Origin of the sequence: Streptomyces sp. WG5, assembly GCF_049974565.1 — a bacterium.
Classification (GTDB): domain Bacteria; phylum Actinomycetota; class Actinomycetes; order Streptomycetales; family Streptomycetaceae; genus Streptomyces.
Genome location: NZ_JBNGGC010000009.1, coordinates 175274 through 193835 on the forward strand (window position 1 = coordinate 175274; position 18562 = coordinate 193835).

The 18562-nt window shown below is 68.7% G+C and carries 14 protein-coding genes and 1 tRNA gene; 6 read left to right on the plus strand and 9 right to left on the minus strand.

Annotation, left to right across the window (positions count from 1 at the left end):
- Positions 1 to 96: 96 nt before the first annotated feature.
- Positions 97 to 996 carry a hypothetical protein gene (locus ACP4IX_RS11910; RefSeq protein WP_426555454.1) on the minus strand — a complete coding sequence of 300 codons (900 nt, stop codon included), beginning with the start codon at positions 994 to 996 and terminating at the stop codon, positions 97 to 99.
- Between the two features lie 387 nt (positions 997 to 1383).
- On the opposite strand from ACP4IX_RS11910, the gene ACP4IX_RS11915 reads away from it, so the two are divergent.
- The 4 genes from ACP4IX_RS11915 to ACP4IX_RS11930 all read left to right on the plus strand — a co-directional run bounded on the left by ACP4IX_RS11915 (position 1384) and on the right by ACP4IX_RS11930 (position 7306).
- A complete protein-coding gene (locus ACP4IX_RS11915) occupies positions 1384 to 1740 on the plus strand; it encodes a chorismate mutase (RefSeq protein WP_426526188.1) in 357 nt (118 codons plus the stop codon).
- Between the two features lie 133 nt (positions 1741 to 1873).
- Positions 1874 to 4381: an aminopeptidase N gene (gene pepN, locus ACP4IX_RS11920; protein ID WP_426555455.1), complete on the plus strand. Its 2508-nt coding sequence runs from the start codon at positions 1874 to 1876 to the stop codon at positions 4379 to 4381.
- A gap of 154 nt (positions 4382 to 4535) precedes the next feature.
- On the plus strand, positions 4536 to 5897 hold the full coding sequence (locus ACP4IX_RS11925; RefSeq protein ID WP_426555456.1) for a pyridoxal phosphate-dependent decarboxylase family protein: 1362 nt from the start codon (positions 4536 to 4538) through the stop codon (positions 5895 to 5897).
- On the plus strand, positions 5894 to 7306 hold the full coding sequence (locus ACP4IX_RS11930) for a lysine N(6)-hydroxylase/L-ornithine N(5)-oxygenase family protein (RefSeq protein WP_426555457.1): 1413 nt from the start codon (positions 5894 to 5896) through the stop codon (positions 7304 to 7306). The genes ACP4IX_RS11925 and ACP4IX_RS11930 overlap by 4 nt, the downstream gene beginning before the upstream one ends.
- A gap of 24 nt (positions 7307 to 7330) precedes the next feature.
- Here the strand turns inward: ACP4IX_RS11930 and ACP4IX_RS11935 are convergent, their stop codons facing one another.
- The gene (locus tag ACP4IX_RS11935; protein ID WP_426555458.1) at positions 7331 to 9139 is read right to left on the minus strand and encodes a bifunctional metallophosphatase/5'-nucleotidase; all 1809 of its coding nucleotides are present in this window, start codon (positions 9137 to 9139) and stop codon (positions 7331 to 7333) included.
- Between the two features lie 212 nt (positions 9140 to 9351).
- Here ACP4IX_RS11935 and pyk point away from each other — a divergent pair, with 212 nt between their 5' ends.
- Positions 9352 to 10788 (plus strand): pyruvate kinase, encoded by a 1437-nt coding sequence (gene pyk / locus ACP4IX_RS11940; protein WP_426555459.1) that lies wholly within the window; start codon positions 9352 to 9354, stop codon positions 10786 to 10788.
- Positions 10789 to 10796: 8 nt separating this feature from the next.
- On the opposite strand, the gene ACP4IX_RS11945 is transcribed toward pyk, so the two are convergent.
- Entirely contained in the window at positions 10797 to 11585 is a 789-nt protein-coding gene (locus ACP4IX_RS11945) for a helix-turn-helix domain-containing protein (protein ID WP_426526176.1), read from the minus strand.
- An 86-nt stretch (positions 11586 to 11671) separates the two neighbouring features.
- Positions 11672 to 11755, minus strand: a tRNA-Leu gene (locus ACP4IX_RS11950).
- Between the two features lie 98 nt (positions 11756 to 11853).
- Between ACP4IX_RS11950 and ACP4IX_RS11955 the strand changes: the two genes are divergently transcribed.
- The gene (locus ACP4IX_RS11955; protein WP_426526174.1) at positions 11854 to 12510 is read left to right on the plus strand and encodes an ANTAR domain-containing response regulator; all 657 of its coding nucleotides are present in this window, start codon (positions 11854 to 11856) and stop codon (positions 12508 to 12510) included.
- 69 nt (positions 12511 to 12579) lie between these two features.
- Here ACP4IX_RS11955 and ACP4IX_RS11960 read toward each other — a convergent pair whose 3' ends face one another.
- The 5 genes from ACP4IX_RS11960 to ACP4IX_RS11980 all read right to left on the minus strand — a co-directional run bounded on the left by ACP4IX_RS11960 (position 12580) and on the right by ACP4IX_RS11980 (position 18328).
- Complete coding sequence (locus ACP4IX_RS11960) at positions 12580 to 13296, minus strand: ABC transporter ATP-binding protein (protein ID WP_426526172.1); 717 nt, start codon at positions 13294 to 13296, stop codon at positions 12580 to 12582.
- Positions 13293 to 14207, minus strand: a complete 915-nt coding sequence (locus ACP4IX_RS11965; RefSeq protein WP_426526170.1) for an ABC transporter ATP-binding protein — start codon at positions 14205 to 14207, stop codon at positions 13293 to 13295. The genes ACP4IX_RS11960 and ACP4IX_RS11965 overlap by 4 nt, the downstream gene beginning before the upstream one ends.
- Before the next feature lie 5 nt (positions 14208 to 14212).
- A complete protein-coding gene (locus tag ACP4IX_RS11970) occupies positions 14213 to 16039 on the minus strand; it encodes a branched-chain amino acid ABC transporter permease (RefSeq protein ID WP_426555460.1) in 1827 nt (608 codons plus the stop codon).
- A gap of 5 nt (positions 16040 to 16044) precedes the next feature.
- The gene (locus ACP4IX_RS11975) at positions 16045 to 16977 is read right to left on the minus strand and encodes a branched-chain amino acid ABC transporter permease (RefSeq protein ID WP_426555461.1); all 933 of its coding nucleotides are present in this window, start codon (positions 16975 to 16977) and stop codon (positions 16045 to 16047) included.
- 112 nt (positions 16978 to 17089) lie between these two features.
- Positions 17090 to 18328: a branched-chain amino acid ABC transporter substrate-binding protein gene (locus ACP4IX_RS11980; protein ID WP_426526163.1), complete on the minus strand. Its 1239-nt coding sequence runs from the start codon at positions 18326 to 18328 to the stop codon at positions 17090 to 17092.
- Positions 18329 to 18562 lie beyond the last annotated feature (234 nt).

An 18562-nucleotide genomic window follows, 5' to 3' on the forward strand; every position in this document is an offset into this window, starting at 1 on the left:
CCGCGGGGACGCCTCAGGGACACCGCAGGGCGCGCAGGGGCGCGGAGGGCGCGCAGGGGCCGCCGGAGGGACGGCCGGTGCGGGGGACCAGCCCGTTCACGTGTCGCACTCCAGCACCGTCCGGCACAGCCCGCACCGCGCCCGCACCCGCCCCCGCACCGGCACCCTGATTTGCTGATGACAGGTCGGACAGGAGAACGACACCCGCAGCGGCCCCCGCCCGACCGGCGTGAAGGAGTACGGCCCGTCCACCGCAAGGTCCGCGGCGGCACGCGGGTCCTGGGCGTGGCGACGGTCCCGGGCATAGCGGCGGCGGCCCGCCCAGCCCGCCGCGGACAGCGGCGGCTGCTGCTCGTCCCGGCGGGCCCGGGCCATGCCCTTGACGTACGCCGTGTACGCCTGCGGACTGGTGAACCACACCGCGGGGTCCTCACCGAACACCAGCGCCCGCTTGGCCAGGACGTAGCCGAACTCCTCCGGCGTCAGGTACCCGAGCTTCTGCGACGACGCCGAGTCCTCCCGGTAGGCGTCCAGCAGCAGCCAGCCGGCGCCCAGGTACGTCGTCGCCGTGTCGGTGAGGATCTCGTTGTCCCGCGTGCCGGCGAAGGACAGACCGAGACGGTGCAGGTACACGTGCATCACCTCGTGCGCGAGGGCCGCGCCGATGTCCCGGCGATGCGTACGGAACCGGTCGTTCAACTCGATGAAGTACTCCGGGCCCGCCGCGAGCTCGACACTCGCCGCATGCGTCATCTCCCGGAAGGACACGATCATCCGCGCATCCGGGAGACGGTAGTGACGCACCAGCTCGTGCGCCACCCGCTGCGCACCCAGATACAGGTCGTCGGTGTCGCAGAACGCCACGTCGGCCGGGGCCACACTGGCCGAGAACGTCCGCACGGTGTCGTACGACAACCGCCTGTACAACGCGGTGACGGCGGCCCGCACCGTCTCCAGATGCGGGTAACCGTGCTCGACCGGTCCGCCGTTCGCCACGCCTGAACCCCCAAGACGCTCCTGAACCCGTCTCCCACTGTACGGCCGGCCCCGCACGGCCACCGGTGCCGTCCGGCGGAAACCGTTCGCCCCCGGCCCCGGCCCACGGCACAGGCGGCGACCGTGACCGGCGAACAGCACACCGTCGCCGCCTCCTCCCCGCACGCGGGCGGCGCGGACACCGACCTGGAACAGCGGCTCACGGCAGCCCGGCCGGGGGAGCCGGCTCGTGCGCGCGGCCGCACAGTCCGGGAGCGGGGCCGCATCGGGGGCGCCCCCAGGCGGGCACGACGACGTCTACGTCCACAAGCGCGTCGGCACCGGCGGGCTTCCCGGGGCCTGAGACGGTCTGCGACGGCCCGGGATCCGCCCTTAGGGTGAGCACCCATGACCACCAGCAACACCGGCACCGGTGCCGTCGACCCCGCCGTCCGCGAGGAACTGGCCCGGCTGCGGGACAGCATCGACAACATCGACGCGGCCGTCGTCCACATGCTCGCCGAGCGCTTCAAATGCACCCAGCAGGTCGGCCACCTCAAGGCCCGGCACCAACTCCCGCCCGCCGACCCGGCCCGCGAGGCGAAACAGATCGCCCGGCTGCGCGCCCTCGCAGAGAGCGCCAAACTCGACCCGGCGTTCGCCGAGAAGTTCCTGAACTTCATCATCGCCGAGGTGATCCACCACCACGAACGCATCGCGGAGAACAACGGCAACGGCAGCGACCCGGCCCCCGCCTCCGACTGACCCCGCCGGCCCCGCGCCCCCGCCCACGGGGGCGCGCGCCGGGGAGCGCCCCGGCCACCCCGCCGGCCCGGACAAAATCCGCGTACCGATCCGCCTCTGTGCCCTGCCGACCGCATCAGGCAGCATGGCGTGCATGTCCGTACTGACGCGCGACGAAGCGCAGACCCGAGCCCGGCTCCTCGACGTCCACCACTACACGATCGACCTCGATCTGACCCGTGGCGACGACACCTTCGACTCCCGCACCGTCATCCGCTTCACCGTCCACGGCGAACCGGACACCACGGACACCACGGACACCTTCGTCGAGGTCAAGCCCGCCGAGCTGCGCACCGTCACCCTGGACGGACACCCCCTCGACCCCGGCGCCCTCGACGAGAACCGGCTCCCCCTGAAGAACCTCGCCCCCGGCGACCACGAACTGCGCGTCGACGCCGCCATGCGCTACTCCCGCACCGGCGAGGGCATGCACCGCTTCACCGACCCCGCCGACGGCGAGACCTACGTCTACACCCAGCTCTTCCTGGACGACGTCCAGCGCGTCTTCGCCGCCTTCGACCAGCCCGACCTCAAAGCCGTCTTCGACCTCACCGTCACCGCACCCCAGGGCTGGACCGTCCTCGCCAACGGCATCACCGAACACACCGGCGACGGCCACTGGAAGGCCGCCACCACCCCACCCATCTCCACCTACCTCGTCGCCGTCGCCGCCGGCCCCTGGCACTCCGTACGCACCGAACACCGCGGCCTCCCCTTCGGCCTCCACTGCCGCCGCTCCCTCGCCCCCCACCTCGACGCCGACACCGACGAACTCCTCGAAGTCACCCGCGGCTGCTTCGACCGCTACCACGAGAAGTTCACCGAGCCCTACCCCTTCGACTCCTACGACCAGGCGTTCGTCCCCGAATTCAACGCCGGCGCCATGGAGAACCCCGGACTGGTCACCTTCCGCGACGAATTCGTCTTCCGCTCCGCCGTCACCGACACCCAGCGACAGACCCGCGCCATGGTCATCGCCCACGAGATGGCCCACATGTGGTTCGGCGACCTCGTCACCCTCCGCTGGTGGGACGACATCTGGCTCAACGAGTCCTTCGCCGAGTACATGGGCTACCAGACCACCGCCGAAGCCACCCGCTTCACCGACACCTGGACCGACTTCGGCGTCACCCGCAAACCCTGGGGCTACGACGCCGACCAACGCCCCTCCACCCACCCCGTCGCCCCCGAGAACGTCCAGGACACCGCCTCCGCCCTCCTCAACTTCGACGGCATCTCCTACGCCAAGGGCGCCTCCGCCCTGCGCCAACTCGTCCACTGGCTCGGCGAGAAGGACTTCCTGGCCGGCATCAACACCCACGTCGAACGGCACAAGTTCGCCAACGCCACCCTCGCCGACTTCATCGACTCCCTCGCCGCCGCCACCGACCGAGACGTCCACGCCTGGGCCGACGCCTGGCTGCGCACCACCGGCGTCGACACCCTCACCCCCCACGTCACCGGCGACAACGGCACCCGAACACTCGAAGTCGGCCGCAAGGGCGAGCGCCCCCACCGCATCGCCGCCGGCCTCTACGACCGCGACCTCACCGACGAAGGCCGGCTCACCCTGCGCACCAGCCTCGACCTGGACCTCCCCCAGGCCGGACCCCGGCCCATCGGCAAGCTCCCCGCACTCGTCGTCCTCAACGACGGCGACCTGAGCTACGCCAAGATCCGCTTCGACGCCGACTCCTTCCGAACCCTCCGCGAAGGCCTGTCCGGCCTGCCCGACCCCCTCACCCGGGCCGTCGTCTGGAACGCCCTCAGGGACGCCGTCCGCGACGGCGAACTCCCCACCGGCACCTACCTGGACATCGCCCGCGCCCACCTCCCCCACGAGACCGACCTCGCCCTCGTCGACGGCGTCCTCACCTTCGCCACCACCCAGGTCGCCGACCGCTACGTCGCCCCCGGCCGGCGGCCCGCCGCCCTGACCACCCTCACCGACCTGTGCCGCGACCTCATCCGCCGCACCGAGGACGGCGACCACCCCGGACTGCGCCTCATCGCCGTACGCCACCGCATCGCCACCGCCGCCCACCCCGACACCATCGCCGCCTGGCTCGCCGACGGCACCGTCCCCGGCGGCCCCGAACTCGACCCCGAACTCCGCTGGCGCATCCTCACCCGCCTCGCCGTCCTCGGCGCCACCGACGAGAGGGCCATCGCCGCCGAACTCCGCCGCGACCCCAGCGACACCGGCCAGGAAGGCGCCGCCCACTGCCGCGCCGCCCTGCCCCACCCCGACGCCAAAAGCCGCGCCTGGCAGGCCATGTTCACCACCGACGACCTCTCCAACTACCTCTTCACCGCCACCGCCAAGGGCTTCTGGCAGCCCGAACAAGCCGACCTCCTCCACGACTACGTGCCGCGCTACTACACCGAAGCCGTCTCCGTCGCCGCCCGCCGCGGCCCCGCCATCGCCGAAGCCGCCGGCCGCTGGGCCTTCCCCGCCCACGCCGTCGACACCGACAACCTGCGCCTCGGCCAGGAATGCCTCAACGACGCCCACCCCATCCCCGCCCTGCGCCGCAAGCTCACCGACCAACTCGACGACCTCGCCCGCGCCCTGCGAGTACGGGAGACCGACACCCACTGACCCCGGACACGCACTGACCCCGGACACGGCCGGCCCACCCCCGCGGGCCGGCCCCCCGCATACCCCTTTCGGGTTGCGATCTTGAGCTGTACGGGCGTACACGCGCATCCCCGTCCAAGCTGGAACTCCCCGCACCACGCCCGGAGGACAGCCCATGGGCACGCCGCCGCCCCTCGCCTCGGGCCCCCACGGCCCCGACGCCCTACGCCCCCTGCTCGACACCGTGCTCGACGCACTGCACGCCGGCACCACAGCACGCGGAGGCCCGCTGCCCGCAGGCGGCCCCGACACCGTCACCACCCGCATGACCGACGCCGCCGGCGACCTCCTCCCCGAGCACGGCGACCCCGACGCCCTGCGCGCCCTGGTCACCGCACTCGCCCACGGCGCCGCCGACCCCGCCCACCCCCTGTGCACCGCCCACCTGCACGGCCCACCCCTCGCCGTCGCCACCGCCGCCGACCTCGCCGCCAGCGCCCTCAACCCCTCCCTCGACTCCTGGGACCAGGCACCCGCCGCCTCCGCCCTCGAAGCCCTCGTCACCCGCACCCTCGCCCGGGAAACCGGCGCCACCGACGCCCTCGTCACCACCGGCGGCACCGAATCCAACCAGCTCGCCACCCTGCTCGCCCGCGAAGCCCACGGCCCCGGCCTGCGACTCATCCACGGAGCCAACGCCCACCACTCCGTGCCCCGCGCCACCTGGCTGCTCGGACTGCCCGAACCCGCCGTCGTCCCCGCCCCCGCCGGCACCCTCGACCCCGCAGCCCTCGACGAAGCCCTCACCCAGATCCCGGGACCGCACCTCGTCGTCGCCACCGCCGGCACCACCGACGCCGGCCTCATCGACCCCCTCCCCGAAATCGCCGACCGCTGCCACGCACACGGCGCCCGCCTCCACATCGACGCCGCCTACGGCGCCGGCCTCCTCTTCAGCAACCGGCACCGCCCCAAACTCGCCGGACTCGAAGCCGCCCACACCGTCACCCTCGACCTGCACAAACTCGGCTGGCAGCCCATCGCCGCCGGCCTCCTCACCGTCAAGAACCCCGACGACCTCAGCGCCCTCCACCACCACACCCACTACCTCAACGCCGACGACGACACCCACGCCGGAATCCCCGACCTCCTCGGCCGCTCCCCACGCACCAGCCGCCGCCCCGACATCCTCAAAATCGCCGCCACCCTCAAAACCCTCGGCCGCACCGGACTCGGCACCCTCGTCGACGACGTCTGCACCCTCGCCCAGGAACTCGCCACCCTCATCCACCACCACCCCCGCTTCGAACTCCACGCCCCACCCACCATCAGCACAGTCCTCTTCCGGCCCACCCACACCACCGACGACACCGTCGCCGCCCTGCGCCGCACCCTCCTCACCACCGGCAACGCAGTCCTCGGCCGCGCCCACGCCGACGGCCGGCTCTGGCTCAAGGCCACCCTCCTCAACCCCCACACCACACCCGACGACCTCGCCACCCTCCTCACCCTCGTAGAAAGACACACCCCCCGATGAACACCCCCGCACACCGCACCCCCGACACCCCCCGCGACCTCGTCGGCGTCGGCATCGGCCCCTTCAACCTCTCCCTCGCCGCCCTCGCCGACCCCCTCACCGGCCTCGACACCGTCTTCTACGACCAGCGCCGCACCTTCCACTGGCACCCCGGCCTCCTCATCGACGGCGCACGCATCCAGGTCCCCTTCCTCGCCGACCTCGTCACCCTCGCCGACCCCGCCAACCCCTGGACCTTCCTCAACCACCTCAAAGCCCGAGAACGCCTCTTCCCCTTCTACTTCGCCGAACGCTTCCACATCCAACGCACCGAATACGACACCTACTGCCGCTGGGTCGCCGACAACCTCCCCGCCCTCCGCTTCCACCACCAGGTCGACGCCGTCCGCTGGAACCCCGAACGCCACCTCTTCGAAGTCGACTACACCCGACTCGACGCCGACGGAGAAGCCGACGCCGTCGGCCGCACCTACACGAAGAACGTCGTCCTCGGCATCGGCACCGAACCGCACGTCCCCGACCCCCTCAAACCCCTCACCGACGCCCCCGGCGTCCCCGTCGTCCACGCCGCCGACTACCTCCAGCACCGCGACACCCTGCTCACCGCCGGACACATCACCGTCATCGGCACCGGCCAGTCCGGCGCCGAAATCTTCCTCGACCTCCTCCGCCACCGCCCCACCGGACACGAACAACTCCACTGGCTCGGCCGCACCGAGGCCTTCGCGCCCATGGAGTACTCCAAACTCGGCCTGGAACACTTCACCCCCGACTACACCCGCTACTTCCACGCCCTGAGCGAACCCGTCCGCGACCGCCTCGTCGCCACCCAGTGGCAACTCCACAAAGGCATCGACGCCGACACCACCGCCGCCATCCACGACGAGCTCTACCGCCGCACCCTCGACGGCGGCTGGCCCGACACCGTCCTCACCCCCGGCGTCCACGTCCGCACCGCCGGCCGCATCACCACCACCCAGATCGAACTCCACCTCGAACACGCCCAGCAGAAAACCCGCTCCCGCCTCACCACCAACGCCGTCGTCCTCGCCACCGGCTACCGCGAGCGCCCCCTCAACCGCCTCCTCGCGGGCCTCGACGCCTACATGCGGCGCGACAACCACGAACGCCCCCGCATCGACGAACGCTTCCGCCTCCTCCTCGACCCCTCCGTCACCGGACACGTCTACGTCCAGAACGCCGAAACCCACACCCACGGCGTCGGCACCCCCGACCTCGGCCTCGCCGCCTGGCGCAGCGCCACCATCCTCAACGACGTCACCGGACGGCACCCCTACCCGCTCCCCAGCCGCACCGCCTTCACCACCTTCGGCCTGGAAGGAGCACAGCCCCAGATCCCCTCCGCACGCGACCACCGGGCACTCACCCCGCTGGTGGAGGGAATCTGAGGCCGCTCCTCACCCACGCCGGAATCAGAACACCGGCGCACCGTCCCGCGTCAGCTTCCAGCCCACCGACGCGAAGTCCGCCGGGTCCAGCACACCCCTCGCCGTGACCCACTCCGCGATCCGCGTACGGATCTCCGTCGACTCCGCCCACACCTCCTGGGCCGACGCCACATGCGGGAACGCACCACCACCGTTGGCCCGGTAGTTGTTCACCGCCAGCACGAACCGCGCGTCGTCAGCCAACGGCGCACCCCCGTGCGCCAGGTTCCTGATCCGCGAACCGGGCGCCTGCGCGATGTCGACCTCGTACGTCAGCCCCGACACGTAGTCGTAGTTGTAGTCCGGACGGCCGTCCGCGTTGGTCAGCTGCTCCACATCCACCGGCGCACCGTCCGCCGTCCGCACGTAGTACTCCGCCGAGTACTCCAGGTACGCCCGCAACTGGGCGCCCGTCATCAACTTCGCCACCAGCGTGTTGTCGTACACGTACAGACTCGACAGATCCCGGATCGTCACGTCACCGGCCGGAATCTCGGACGTCCGCGAGAACGGCGAAGCCTGCGCCAGAACCGGCAGCGAAGCGTACTCCGTACCCGCCAGCGCCTCCTTGACGACGTCCTCCTGCACCTTCGTGATCAGGTCGATGATCGGCGCGTCCTTGTAACGCGCCTCCACCGTCGTCAACGTCTCGGTCGCCGTACCGACCACCTGATTGACGTACGCCACGACCTTCGCGTGCTCGTCCGAGAGCAACCCGGTGATCTCCGGATCGTCCTCGACCGTGCTGGAATCACGCAGCGACGCCCTCACCGACTCCACGTGCCAACGACCCCGCTCGAAGACCAGCTCGAAGTCGAACAGCGTCAGCCGCTCGGCGTAACACAGCGGCTCCGACAGCACGACCGTCTTCCCGGTCTCCTCGTTGACGACCTTCAGCTCCGCGATCTCCTGGTGCGCGTGCCCCACGAGGATCGCGTCGATGCCCGGCACCAGCCTCGCCACGTTCGCCGCCGCGTTCTCCACGTACGGAAGCTGGTCACCGTACGACGACGTGCCCGACGACCCCGAGTGCGCCGACACCACCACCACGTCCGCGCCCATCGAACGCAGCTTCGGCACCCACTTGGCCGCCTGCTCCTCCAGACCCGGGAACGCCAGCTTCCCCTGGACGTACGCCTTGTCCCAGATCGCGATCCCCGGATTCGTCAGCCCCAGCACCGCCACCTTCACCGGCGGCGCGCCCTTCACCCGGAACGTCTTCATGAAGTACGGCGGGAAGGCCGGCCTCAGCGTCTTCGCGTCCACCGCGTTCGCACCGAGCAGCGGGAAGTCGCACTGCTCCTCGAACCTGCGCAGCGTCTCGATGCCGTAGTTGAACTCATGGTTCCCGAGCGCCACCGCGTCGTACCCGATCGCGTTCATCGCCTGCGCCATCGGGTGCACCGGACCGCCCTCGGCGGTGATCGGATCGACCTTCGCGTAGTAGTACGTCAGCGGGGTGCCCTGGATGGTGTCGCCCGCGTCCAGCAGCAGCGTGTTGCGGCGGCCCTTCTCCGCACGGACCTGGTTCACCAGCGTGGAGACACGGGCCAGCCCTTGCGCGTTGCCCGCCGCGTCCGCGTACTCGGCGTCCTTGAAGTAGTCCCAGTTGAAGACGTGCCCGTGCAGATCGGTGGTGCCCAGCACCGTCAGCGCGTACCGCTTCGGCTTCTTACGACCGCCCCCGTGCGCGGGCGCCGCCCCGGCCGCCGGAGCCGCCGCCGCGCCGGCCAGCGCGACACCCGCCCCCGTCACGGCGGACCTGCTCAGGAACTTCCGGCGGTGCAACGCCATGGCTGACTCTCCTCGGTGACCCGCGATCATGTGACAACGCGCGTAGATTCCGTCCTGAGCACAGCACCTGTCAAGAGCCGCAGCCGGATGAAATGCTCATCGGAGCAGCGCCACGCACAATTCAACACTTGTCAATAACCCTTTACTCAAAGGTTGTTGAGTGGACATGCGCGGCCAATTCGCTACCCGCCGGTAAGTCATAGGCTCGACCCATGCGCCGAGCAAAGATCGTCTGCACACTTGGGCCCGCCACCGACTCGTACGACCAGATCAAACACCTGGTCGACGCCGGAATGGACATCGCCCGCTTCAACTTCAGCCACGGCACCCACGCCGAACACGAAGAGCGATACCACCGCGTCCGAAAAGCCTCCGACGAGACCGGCCGCAGCGTCGGCACCCTCGCCGACCTTCAAGGCCCGAAGATCCGGCTCGGCCACTTCACCGAAGGCCCCGTACTCCTCGAACGCGGCGACACCTTCACCATCACCGTCGAAGAAGGCATCGCCGGCGACCGCCACACCTGCGGCACCACCTACCCCGGCCTCGCCGCCGACGTCACCCCCGGCGAACGCATCCTCGTCGACGACGGCAAAGTCTGCCTCGAAGTCACCGGCATCGACGGACCCCGAGTCCGAACGACGGTCATCGAAGGCGGCATGGTCTCCGACCACAAAGGCCTCAACCTCCCCGGCGCCGCCGTCTCCGTCCCCGCCCTCTCCAAGAAGGACGAGGACGACCTCCGCTGGGCCCTCCGCAACGGCTTCGACGTCATCGCCCTGTCCTTCGTCCGCAGCGGACGAGACGCCCTCGACGTCCACCGCATCATGGACGAGGAAGGCCGCCGCCTCCCCGTCATCGCCAAGATCGAAAAACCCCAGGCCGTCGAGAACATCGACGACATCGTCGCCGCCTTCGACGGCATCATGGTCGCCCGGGGCGACCTCGGCGTCGAAATGCCCCTCGAACAGGTCCCCATCGTCCAGAAGCGCGCCATCAAACTCGCCAAACGCAACGCCAAGCCGGTCATCGTCGCCACCCAGATGCTCGACTCCATGATCGACAACGCCCGCCCCACCCGCGCCGAGGCCTCCGACGTCGCCAACGCCGTCATCGACGGCACCGACGCGGTCATGCTCTCCGGCGAAACCAGCGTCGGCAAACACCCGATCGAAACAGTGCGCACCATGGCCCGCATCGTCGAAGCAGCCGAGGAGGACATCCTCGCCAAGGGCCTGCCCCCACTGACCGACCGCAACAAACCCCGCACCCAGGGCGGCGCCGTCGCCCGCGCGGCAGCCGAGATCGGCGACTTCCTCGGCGCGAAATTCCTCGTCGCCTTCACCCAGTCCGGCGACACCGTCCGCCGCCTCTCCCGCTACCGCTCACCCATCCCGCTGCTCGCCTTCACCCCCGAACCGGCGACGCGCTCACAGCTGAGCCTGACCTGGGGCGTGGAGACCTTCCTCGGTCCCCACGCGGACTCCACGGACGCGATGGTCGACCAGGTGGACGAACTGCTCACCCGGTACGGACGCTGCGAGAAGGGCGACGTCGTGGTCATCACGGCCGGCTCGCCACCCGGGGTGTCGGGCACGACCAACCTGGTGCGGGTGCACCACATCGGGGAGGACGACAGTCCCCAGTAGCCCGGTCGTCAGTACTTGGGCCCGACGTGGGCGTCCATGAGGGCTACGGAGGCTTTGCGGGCTACGGAGATGTTGAAGGGATCGCTGCCCCGAGCGAGGGTCGTCCAGGCGACGCCGGCCTTGTCGAGGGTGTCCGTGAACAGCTTCCGGATGTCGTCCGATTTGTTGGTGAAGAAGTACCGGGGGTACTCGTAGCGCTTGCGCTCGCCGCCGACGAGCCGGGTGGTCCAGTTGGTGATCCGGCAGCCGTCGGAGTGGATCAGGCCCCGGATGAACTCCCAGGGGTGGACGTCGACGATCTCCTGCTGCCAGGGTTCGAGGGCGATGCTGCGGTTGTGCTTCTTTCCGGGCCCGTGCTGGGGGAAGAGGCAGTGCAGGTGCTTCGAGTAGACCTTCACGTTGTGGCAGCCGGTTCTGCGGACACGGCAGACCGAGTTGTCGGGGAAGACCGCACGCATGGCCTGCTCGCAGTCGTCCATGAGCCCGGGCCATGAATCGGCGCAAGCGATCATGAGGTTGGGCACGCGGTGTTCGGAGTAGTGGCTGATATGGCCATCACCGAGGTAGAGACCCAGTAGGTAGCCGTAGGCGGGCTCGTCCAGTTCCCGTCCATGACACCTGGGGCAGCTCGGATCATGCTTGCCAGGGCATTCGCCACGCTTGGCCCGGTCCCGGTGCTTCCAGTAGCTGATCGTGCCCGCCGGGATGTTCAGAGCTCGTGCAACGTCCGCGTTCTTCGCGCCGCCGCGCAGCAGTGTGAGGGCCTTCTGTCGCACGTCAGTGCTGTGGAAATTCATGCAATCACGGTGCGTCACTGCGGGGCCCGATGTGCAGCAAAAAGCGGAGAATCACGAGAACGTGATCCTCCGCTTTTTGCTGTCTGTGCCGGGTACGGGACTCGAACCCGTATGTCCTTTCGAACAGATGTGTTTGAGACATCCGCGTATGCCAGTTCCGCCAACCCGGCCGGTCAGCCTTCAGGAGTGTACCGGTTCACCCTAGGCCGCCGCAGCTAGGTAGGCTCTTGTCAGCAGTACCGCCTGCCCCGGAACAAGGAGCGCCCACGTGACCGCCCCCGAGTCGCCCCAGCCCGCCGACGTGCCCGAAGACGAGAAGTCACACGTGCCTCCGCTGACGACCCGTGTCGTCATCGCCGAGGACGAGGCGCTCATCCGGCTGGATCTGAAAGAGATGCTGGAGGAGGAGGGGTACTCCGTCGTCGGTGAGGCCGGTGACGGTGAGCAGGCCGTGGAGCTGGCCCGGGAGCACAAGCCGGACCTGGTGATCCTCGATGTGAAGATGCCCAAGCTGGACGGGATCTCCGCGGCGGAGAAGATCGCCGAGGAGAGCATCGCGCCGGTGCTGATGCTGACCGCGTTCTCGCAGCGCGACCTGGTGGAGCGGGCGCGGGACGCGGGTGCGATGGCGTATCTCGTGAAGCCGTTCAGCAAGAGTGATGTCGTTCCGGCGATCGAGATGGCCGTGTCGCGGTTCACGGAGCTGAAGGCGTTGGAGAAGGAGGTCGCGGATCTCAGTCTGCGGCTGGAGACGCGGAAGCTGGTGGACCGGGCGAAGTCGGTGCTGCAGACGGAGTACGGGCTGACGGAGCCGGCGGCGTTCCGGTGGATCCAGAAGACGTCGATGGACCGGCGGATGTCGATGCAGCAGGTGGCCGAGGCGGTCATTCAGGATGCCGAGGAGAAGAAGGCGTCCAAGGGCTGAGCAGGACCCGATGACGAAGGTGGCCCGCGTCCCCGGCAGGGGGCGCGGGCCTCTTCTGTGTGTGCTGGTTCAGTCTTCGCCGAGGTAGGCCTTGCGGACGGACTCGTCGTGGAGGAGGTCTTGTCCGCTGCCGGTCAGGACGATGTTGCCGACTTCCATGACGTGGCCGTGGTCGGCCAGGGAGAGGGCGGCTTGGGCGTTCTGTTCGACGAGCAGGATGGTGGTGCCTTGGGATTTCAGTTCGGCGATGGTCGACATGATCTTCTGCATCATGATGGGGGAGAGGCCCATGGAGGGTTCGTCGAGCATGAGCAGTTTGGGCTGGGACATCAGGGCGCGGCCCATGGCGAGCATCTGCTGTTCGCCGCCGGAGAGGGTGCCTGCGGCTTGTTTTCTGCGTTCGCCGAGGATGGGGAAGAGGTCGTAGGCGCGTTGGATGTCTTTTTCGATGCCGGGTTTGTCGGTACGGAGGAAGGCGCCGAGGCGGAGGTTGTCCTCGATGGTCATGCGGGGGAAGATGTGCCGGCCTTCGGGGGAGTGGGCGAGTCCGAGGGAGACGATCTGGTGTGCCGGGGTCTTCTTGAGTGACTTGCCGCCGAATTTGATCTGGCCGCCGACTGGTTTGAGGAGGCCGGAGAGGGTGCGCAGGGTGGTGGTCTTGCCGGCGCCGTTGGTGCCGATGAGGGTGACCACTTCTCCGGCGTCGACTGTGAAGGAGATGCCTTTGACGGCTTCGATCTTGCCGTAGGCGACGCGGAGGTCTTCGACCTCGAGGAGTGCGGTCATCGGTCGTTCTCCTTGCCGGCCGCGGTGTCCGTGGTGGTGTCGGCCTGGGCGTGGGCTTCGGCGGCTTCCACCTCGGCGGCCTCGGCGGCGCCGGGGTCGTGGGCGAGGGGTTCGCCGAGGTAGGCGGCGATGACGCGTTCGTCGCCCTGGACGGTGGCGCTGTCGCCTTCGACGAGTTTCTCGCCTTGGACGAGGACGGCGACGCGGTCGCAGAGGTTGAAGATGAAGCGCATGTCGTGCTCGATGACGAGGATGGCGATGCCCATGTCGCGGATGGCGAAGACGAGCTCTTCGGTGGCCCGGGTCTCCTGGGGGTTCATGCCGGCTGTCGGTTCGTCGAGGAGTAGCAGTCCGGGTTCGCTGGCGAGGGCGCGGGCGATTTCGAGTTTGCGTTGTTCGCCGTAGGGGAGGTTGCGTGCGAGGTGGTCGGCTTTGGCGGCGAGTCCTATGAACTCGAGGAGTTCTGTGGCGCGTTCGCGGCTGGCTGCTTCGGCTCTGTGGAAGCCCGGGCCGCGCAGGACGGCTGACCAGAAGCCTTCTTTGGTCCGGGTGTGGCGGCCGACGAGGACGTTCTCCAGGACGGTCATGTTGCCGAAGAGGCGGATGTTCTGGAAGGTGCGGGCGATGCCGGCGGCGGTGACTTTGAAGGACTTGGCGGGCAGGACCTTGTCCTTGTAGCGGACTTCGCCCTCGGTGGGGATGTAGAGGCCCGTGAGGCAGTTGAAGAAGGTGGTTTTGCCGGCGCCGTTGGGTCCGATGAGGCCGACGATTTCGCCGCTGTTGACGGTGAGGTCGACGTTGTTGACGGCGGTGAGGCCGCCGAAGCGCATGGTGACGCCGCGTGCGTCGAGGACGGGGGTGCCGGGGGTGGGTGTGCCCGGGGTGTCCTTGGTGGTGGTGTCGGTGGTCATGGTGGTCAGGCCCCTGTCTTGCTCAGGACTGTGGGCGCTTCGGCCTCTTCGTGGAATTCCAGTTGGCGGCGTCGGTTGGGGATGAGGCCTTCCGGGCGGAAGCGCATCAGCAGTACGAGCGCGAGTCCGAAGGCGAGGAGTTGGTAGTCGCCGAGGAACTGGAGCTTGTTGGGGATGAGGAAGAGCAGGGCGGCGCCGATGAGGGGGCCGGCGATGGTGCCCATGCCGCCGAGGACGACTGCGGCGAGAAGGAAGGCGGAGTTGGGTGGGGTGGTGCCGGCGAAGAGGTACTGCTCGGGGGTGACGGTGTAGGTGACGTGTGCTTGGACGGTGCCGGCGAGGCCGGCGAGGGTGGCGCCGACGGCGAAGGCGATGAGTTTGACGCGGAAGCCGTTGATGCCCATGGCGAGGGCGGCGGTTTCGTCTTCGCGGATGGCGACCCAGGCGCGGCCGATGCGGGAGTCGCCGCTGCGTCGGAAGACGAGGACGACGACGGCCGTGATGACGAGCATCAGGAAGAAGTAGTTGGCGAACCGGCCGATGGTGAAGCCGGCGATGTCGTGCTGGGTGCCGAGGTCGAAGCCGAGGATTTTGAGGTCGGGGATGGCGGAGATGCCGTTGGAGCCGTTGGTGAGGTCGGGTCCTGAGGTGCCGTCGAGGTTGTTGGCGGTGATGCGGAAGATCTCGCCGAAGCCGAGGGTGACGATGGCGAGGTAGTCGCCGCGTAGGCGCAGGGTGGGGGCGCCGATGAGGACGCCGAAGACGAGGGAGGCGGCGGCACCGACGAGGACGGCGGCCCAGAAGGGGAAGTGGACGCCGAAGGGGGAGCTCTGCGATCCGGAGACGAGGGAGGCGGCGTAGGCGCCGACGCCGAGGAAGGCGACGTAGCCGAGGTCGAGGAGGCCGGCGAGGCCGACGACGATGTTCAGGCCGAGGGCGACGGTGGCGAAGATGAGGATGTAGACGCCGAGGGTGGCGTACTGGTCGTCGGTCTGGGTGAAGGGGAAGCAGGCCGCCGCGATGAACGCGCCGCAGATGGTGATGTTCTGGTGCCGGGCGGTGATCTGGGTGATCTGGGTGATCAGGCCGGACTTGTTGAGGGCGGCGAAGCCGAAGCCGGCGGTGATGAGGAAGCCGACGAAGAGTTCGTCGTACTCGGTGCCGATGCCGTAGGTGAAGACGAGCAGCGCGACTGCGAGGACGGCGGCGATGATGAGGATTTCGGCGTACGAGGGCAGTGTGCGGACGCGGCGGGGGGCGTCGGCGGTGAAGGCTGCCCTGATGGTCTGCCAGTTCTGGGCGGTGGTGTGCTTGAACTGTTCCCAGCCGGTGCTGTCGGAGTCGAACGGGTCGGGTTCGGGGCGTTCGAAGGGGAGGGCGAGGGCGCCGAGGACGCTGATGAGGGTGACGGCGGCTGCGACGTATCCGCCGGGCTCCAGGTTGACCAGGCCGCCGAGTTGGGCGCTGATCGCGATGAGGGTGTACCAGGTGGTGGTGAAGGTGGCGAGGGCGGCGAGTCTGATGGCTGGGTCGGCGCCGGCGGGTGCGAGCCAGCGCAGTCCTTTGACGCCGTAGGAGGCGAGGCCGAGGAGGGTGGTGAGGGCGCCGCCGATGAGTACGAGGACCTGGAGGCCGCCGGGGTAGCCGTAGACGGTGAGGTCGCCGGGGAACTCGGCGGTCCAGGTCCAGGCGAGGAAGGTGGAGACGATGGTGAGGAGGCCGCCGCCGGTGGCGAGGGCGCGGCCGATGTGTGGGGGTATGCGGACGAGGCCGGTGGGGGTGCCCGTGGTGGGGGTGCCGGCGGTCTTCGGTGTGGTGGTCTGTGTGGTCATCGGTGTCACGCCCTGTCCGCAACGCGTTCGCCGAGCAGGCCTTGTGGCCTGAGCAGCAGCACGAGGATGAGGAGGATGAAGGCCCAGACGTCCGCCCAGGACTGGCTGCCGAACTGGCCCAGTCCGGGGACGTCGGCGATGTAGGCGGTGGCGAGGGTTTCGGCGACGCCGAGGACTATGCCGCCGATCATGGCGCCGTAGATGTTGCCGATGCCGCCGAGGACGGCCGCGGTGAAGGCCTTGAGTCCCAGGATGAAGCCCATCTTGAAGTCGACCTGGCCGTATTTGAGGCCGAAGGCGACGCCTCCGATGGCGGCGAAGACGGCGCCGAGGGCGAAGGCGACCACGATGATGCGGTCGGTGTTGATGCCCATGAGTTTGGCGGTGTCGGGGTCCTGGGCGGTGGCCTGCATGCCGCGTCCGGTGCGGGTCTTCATCACGAAGTAGGCGAGGATGGCCATGCTGATGGGTGCGGCGGTGAACAGGAAGATGTCGCCGGTCTGGATGGTGACGTTGCCGATGTGGAAGGGGCCGCCGTCGATCTGGGGGAAGGTGCGGGCGGATTTGGCGTCGGGGTACCAGGCCCAGATCGCCTGCTGGAGGGCGAGGGAGAGGCCGATGGCGGTGATGAGGGGGGCGAGTCGGGGGGCGCCGCGCAGTGGGCGGTAGGCGAATCGTTCCGCTCCGACGGCGACGGCCACCGAGACGATCACCGCGCCGATGAGCATCAGGGGGAGGGCGATCATCATGGAGGTGCCGTCGGGCAGGATGTAGATGTAGACCGTGAGCGCGCCGAAGGCGCCGGTCATGAAGATCTCGCCGTGGGCGAAGTTGATGAGCTGGACGATGCCGTAGACCATTGTGTAGCCGATGGCGACCAGCCCGTACATGGATCCCAGTAGCAGGCCGTTGACCAGCTGCTGCGGCAGTTCGTTCACCGCATGTCCTCCGAGACTTTCGGTCGTTCGACGGATGTGACCGGATGCGAGTGCGCGCGGGGCGCCTGTGGAACAGCGCCCCGCGCGGCTGGTGGGCTGTGGTACGGGTCGGTCAGCCGGTGTAGGTGCCGGACTTGACGGCCTTGAAGGCTCCGTTCTCGACGGAGTAGACGGTGAGCTGCTTGTTGGTGGCGTCACCGAATTCGTCGAAGGAGACCTTGCCGGTCACGCCGTCGAAGGAGACGTTCTGCATGGCCTCGGTGACCTTGGCGCGGGCGTCGGAGGGGAGCTTTCCGTCGTTGTCCTCGACGACCTTCTTGACGGCCTCGATGATCGCCCAGGCGGAGTCGTAGGAGTAGCCGCCGTAGGCCGCGAAGTCCTCCTTGTAGCCGGCCGCCTTGTAGTCGGCGACGAATTTCTTGGCGGAGGGGAGTTCTTCGACGGGTGCGCCGACGGAGGTGGCGAGGTCGCCGGTGCTGGCGGCGCCGGCCAGTTTGATGAAGGTGTCGTCCTTGATGCCGTCGCCGCCCACGAGCGGAATCTTGGCGCCGGCCTCCTTGATCTGTTTGCTCAGCGGGCCGGCCTGCGGGTATTCACCGCCGTAGTAGACGACGTCGGCGCCGGAGTTCTTCACCTTGGTGGCGACCGAGGAGAAGTCCTTGGTGTCGGGGTTGATGTGCTCGGTGCCGACCACCTTGCCGCCGAGCTTCTTGAACTCCTCGGTGAAGGTGGCGGCGAGGCCGGCGCCGTAGGTCTTCTTGTCGTCGATGACGAAGACGTTCTTCTTCTTGGCGTCGTTGTAGACGTACTGCGCGGCGAACGGGCCCTGGATGGCGTCGGTGGTCGCGGTGCGGAAGTACGACTTGTACTGGCGGACCTTGTTGGTGCGCCAGTCCGGGCCCTGGGTGAGGGACGGGCCGGTGTTGGCGGGGGAGACCTCGACGAGTTTGGCGGTGTCGAAGACCTTCTGCATGGACTCGCCGACCGAGGAGTTCAGCGGGCCGACGACGCCGAGGACGTCGTCGTTGGCGACGAGCTGGGTGGCGTTCTGCTGGCCTACGGAGGGCTGGCCCTGGTCGTCGAGGGCCTCGATCTTGAAGGTGATGCCCTCGACGTACTTGTCCTTGTTGGCCGTCTTCGCGGCGAGGTCCGCCGAGTTCTTGATGCCGAGGCCCAGCGCGGACAGGTCGCCGGTGAGCGGGGCGTCGACGCCGATGACGACGGTGGTGCCACCTCCGCCGCCGTTGCCGGAGTCCGAGCCGCCGTCGTCGTCGCGCGAGCCGCAGGCGGTGAGGGTGAGGGCCCCTGCCGCGAGAGCGGCGGTGATGGCGATGAACGAACGTTGACGCACGATCAGTCCTTTCCCTGGCACGGCCGCTTCCCCGTGGAGGCGGTCGAGTCGAGCGCTGGGCCGAAGTGACAATCGGACTGCGCGGTGACTGGCCGTGACTCTAAGCGTGTGTGGGGAAGGTGGAGGAGGGTCTGACTCAGGCTGTGACGCTCTTGTTATGACACGGGGTAATGCAGAGCGGTACTGGCTGAGAAGAAGGGCGGAATTCAGGCCGATTCGCCCTGTCCGCATGAT

What these genes read in the sequence shown, in the direction of transcription:
- ACP4IX_RS11915 (WP_426526188.1), top strand. Translation starts at nt 1,384, where the DNA reads ATGACCACCAGCAACACCGGCACCGGTGCCGTCGACCCCGCCGTCCGC.
- pepN (WP_426555455.1), top strand. Translation starts at nt 1,874, where the DNA reads ATGTCCGTACTGACGCGCGACGAAGCGCAGACCCGAGCCCGGCTCCTC.
- ACP4IX_RS11925 (WP_426555456.1), top strand. Translation starts at nt 4,536, where the DNA reads ATGGGCACGCCGCCGCCCCTCGCCTCGGGCCCCCACGGCCCCGACGCC.
- ACP4IX_RS11930 (WP_426555457.1), top strand. Translation starts at nt 5,894, where the DNA reads ATGAACACCCCCGCACACCGCACCCCCGACACCCCCCGCGACCTCGTC.
- ACP4IX_RS11935 (WP_426555458.1), bottom strand. Translation starts at nt 9,139, where the DNA reads ATGGCGTTGCACCGCCGGAAGTTCCTGAGCAGGTCCGCCGTGACGGGG.
- pyk (WP_426555459.1), top strand. Translation starts at nt 9,352, where the DNA reads ATGCGCCGAGCAAAGATCGTCTGCACACTTGGGCCCGCCACCGACTCG.
- ACP4IX_RS11945 (WP_426526176.1), bottom strand. Translation starts at nt 11,585, where the DNA reads ATGAATTTCCACAGCACTGACGTGCGACAGAAGGCCCTCACACTGCTG.
- ACP4IX_RS11960 (WP_426526172.1), bottom strand. Translation starts at nt 13,296, where the DNA reads ATGACCGCACTCCTCGAGGTCGAAGACCTCCGCGTCGCCTACGGCAAG.
- ACP4IX_RS11965 (WP_426526170.1), bottom strand. Translation starts at nt 14,207, where the DNA reads ATGACCACCGACACCACCACCAAGGACACCCCGGGCACACCCACCCCC.
- ACP4IX_RS11970 (WP_426555460.1), bottom strand. Translation starts at nt 16,039, where the DNA reads ATGACCACACAGACCACCACACCGAAGACCGCCGGCACCCCCACCACG.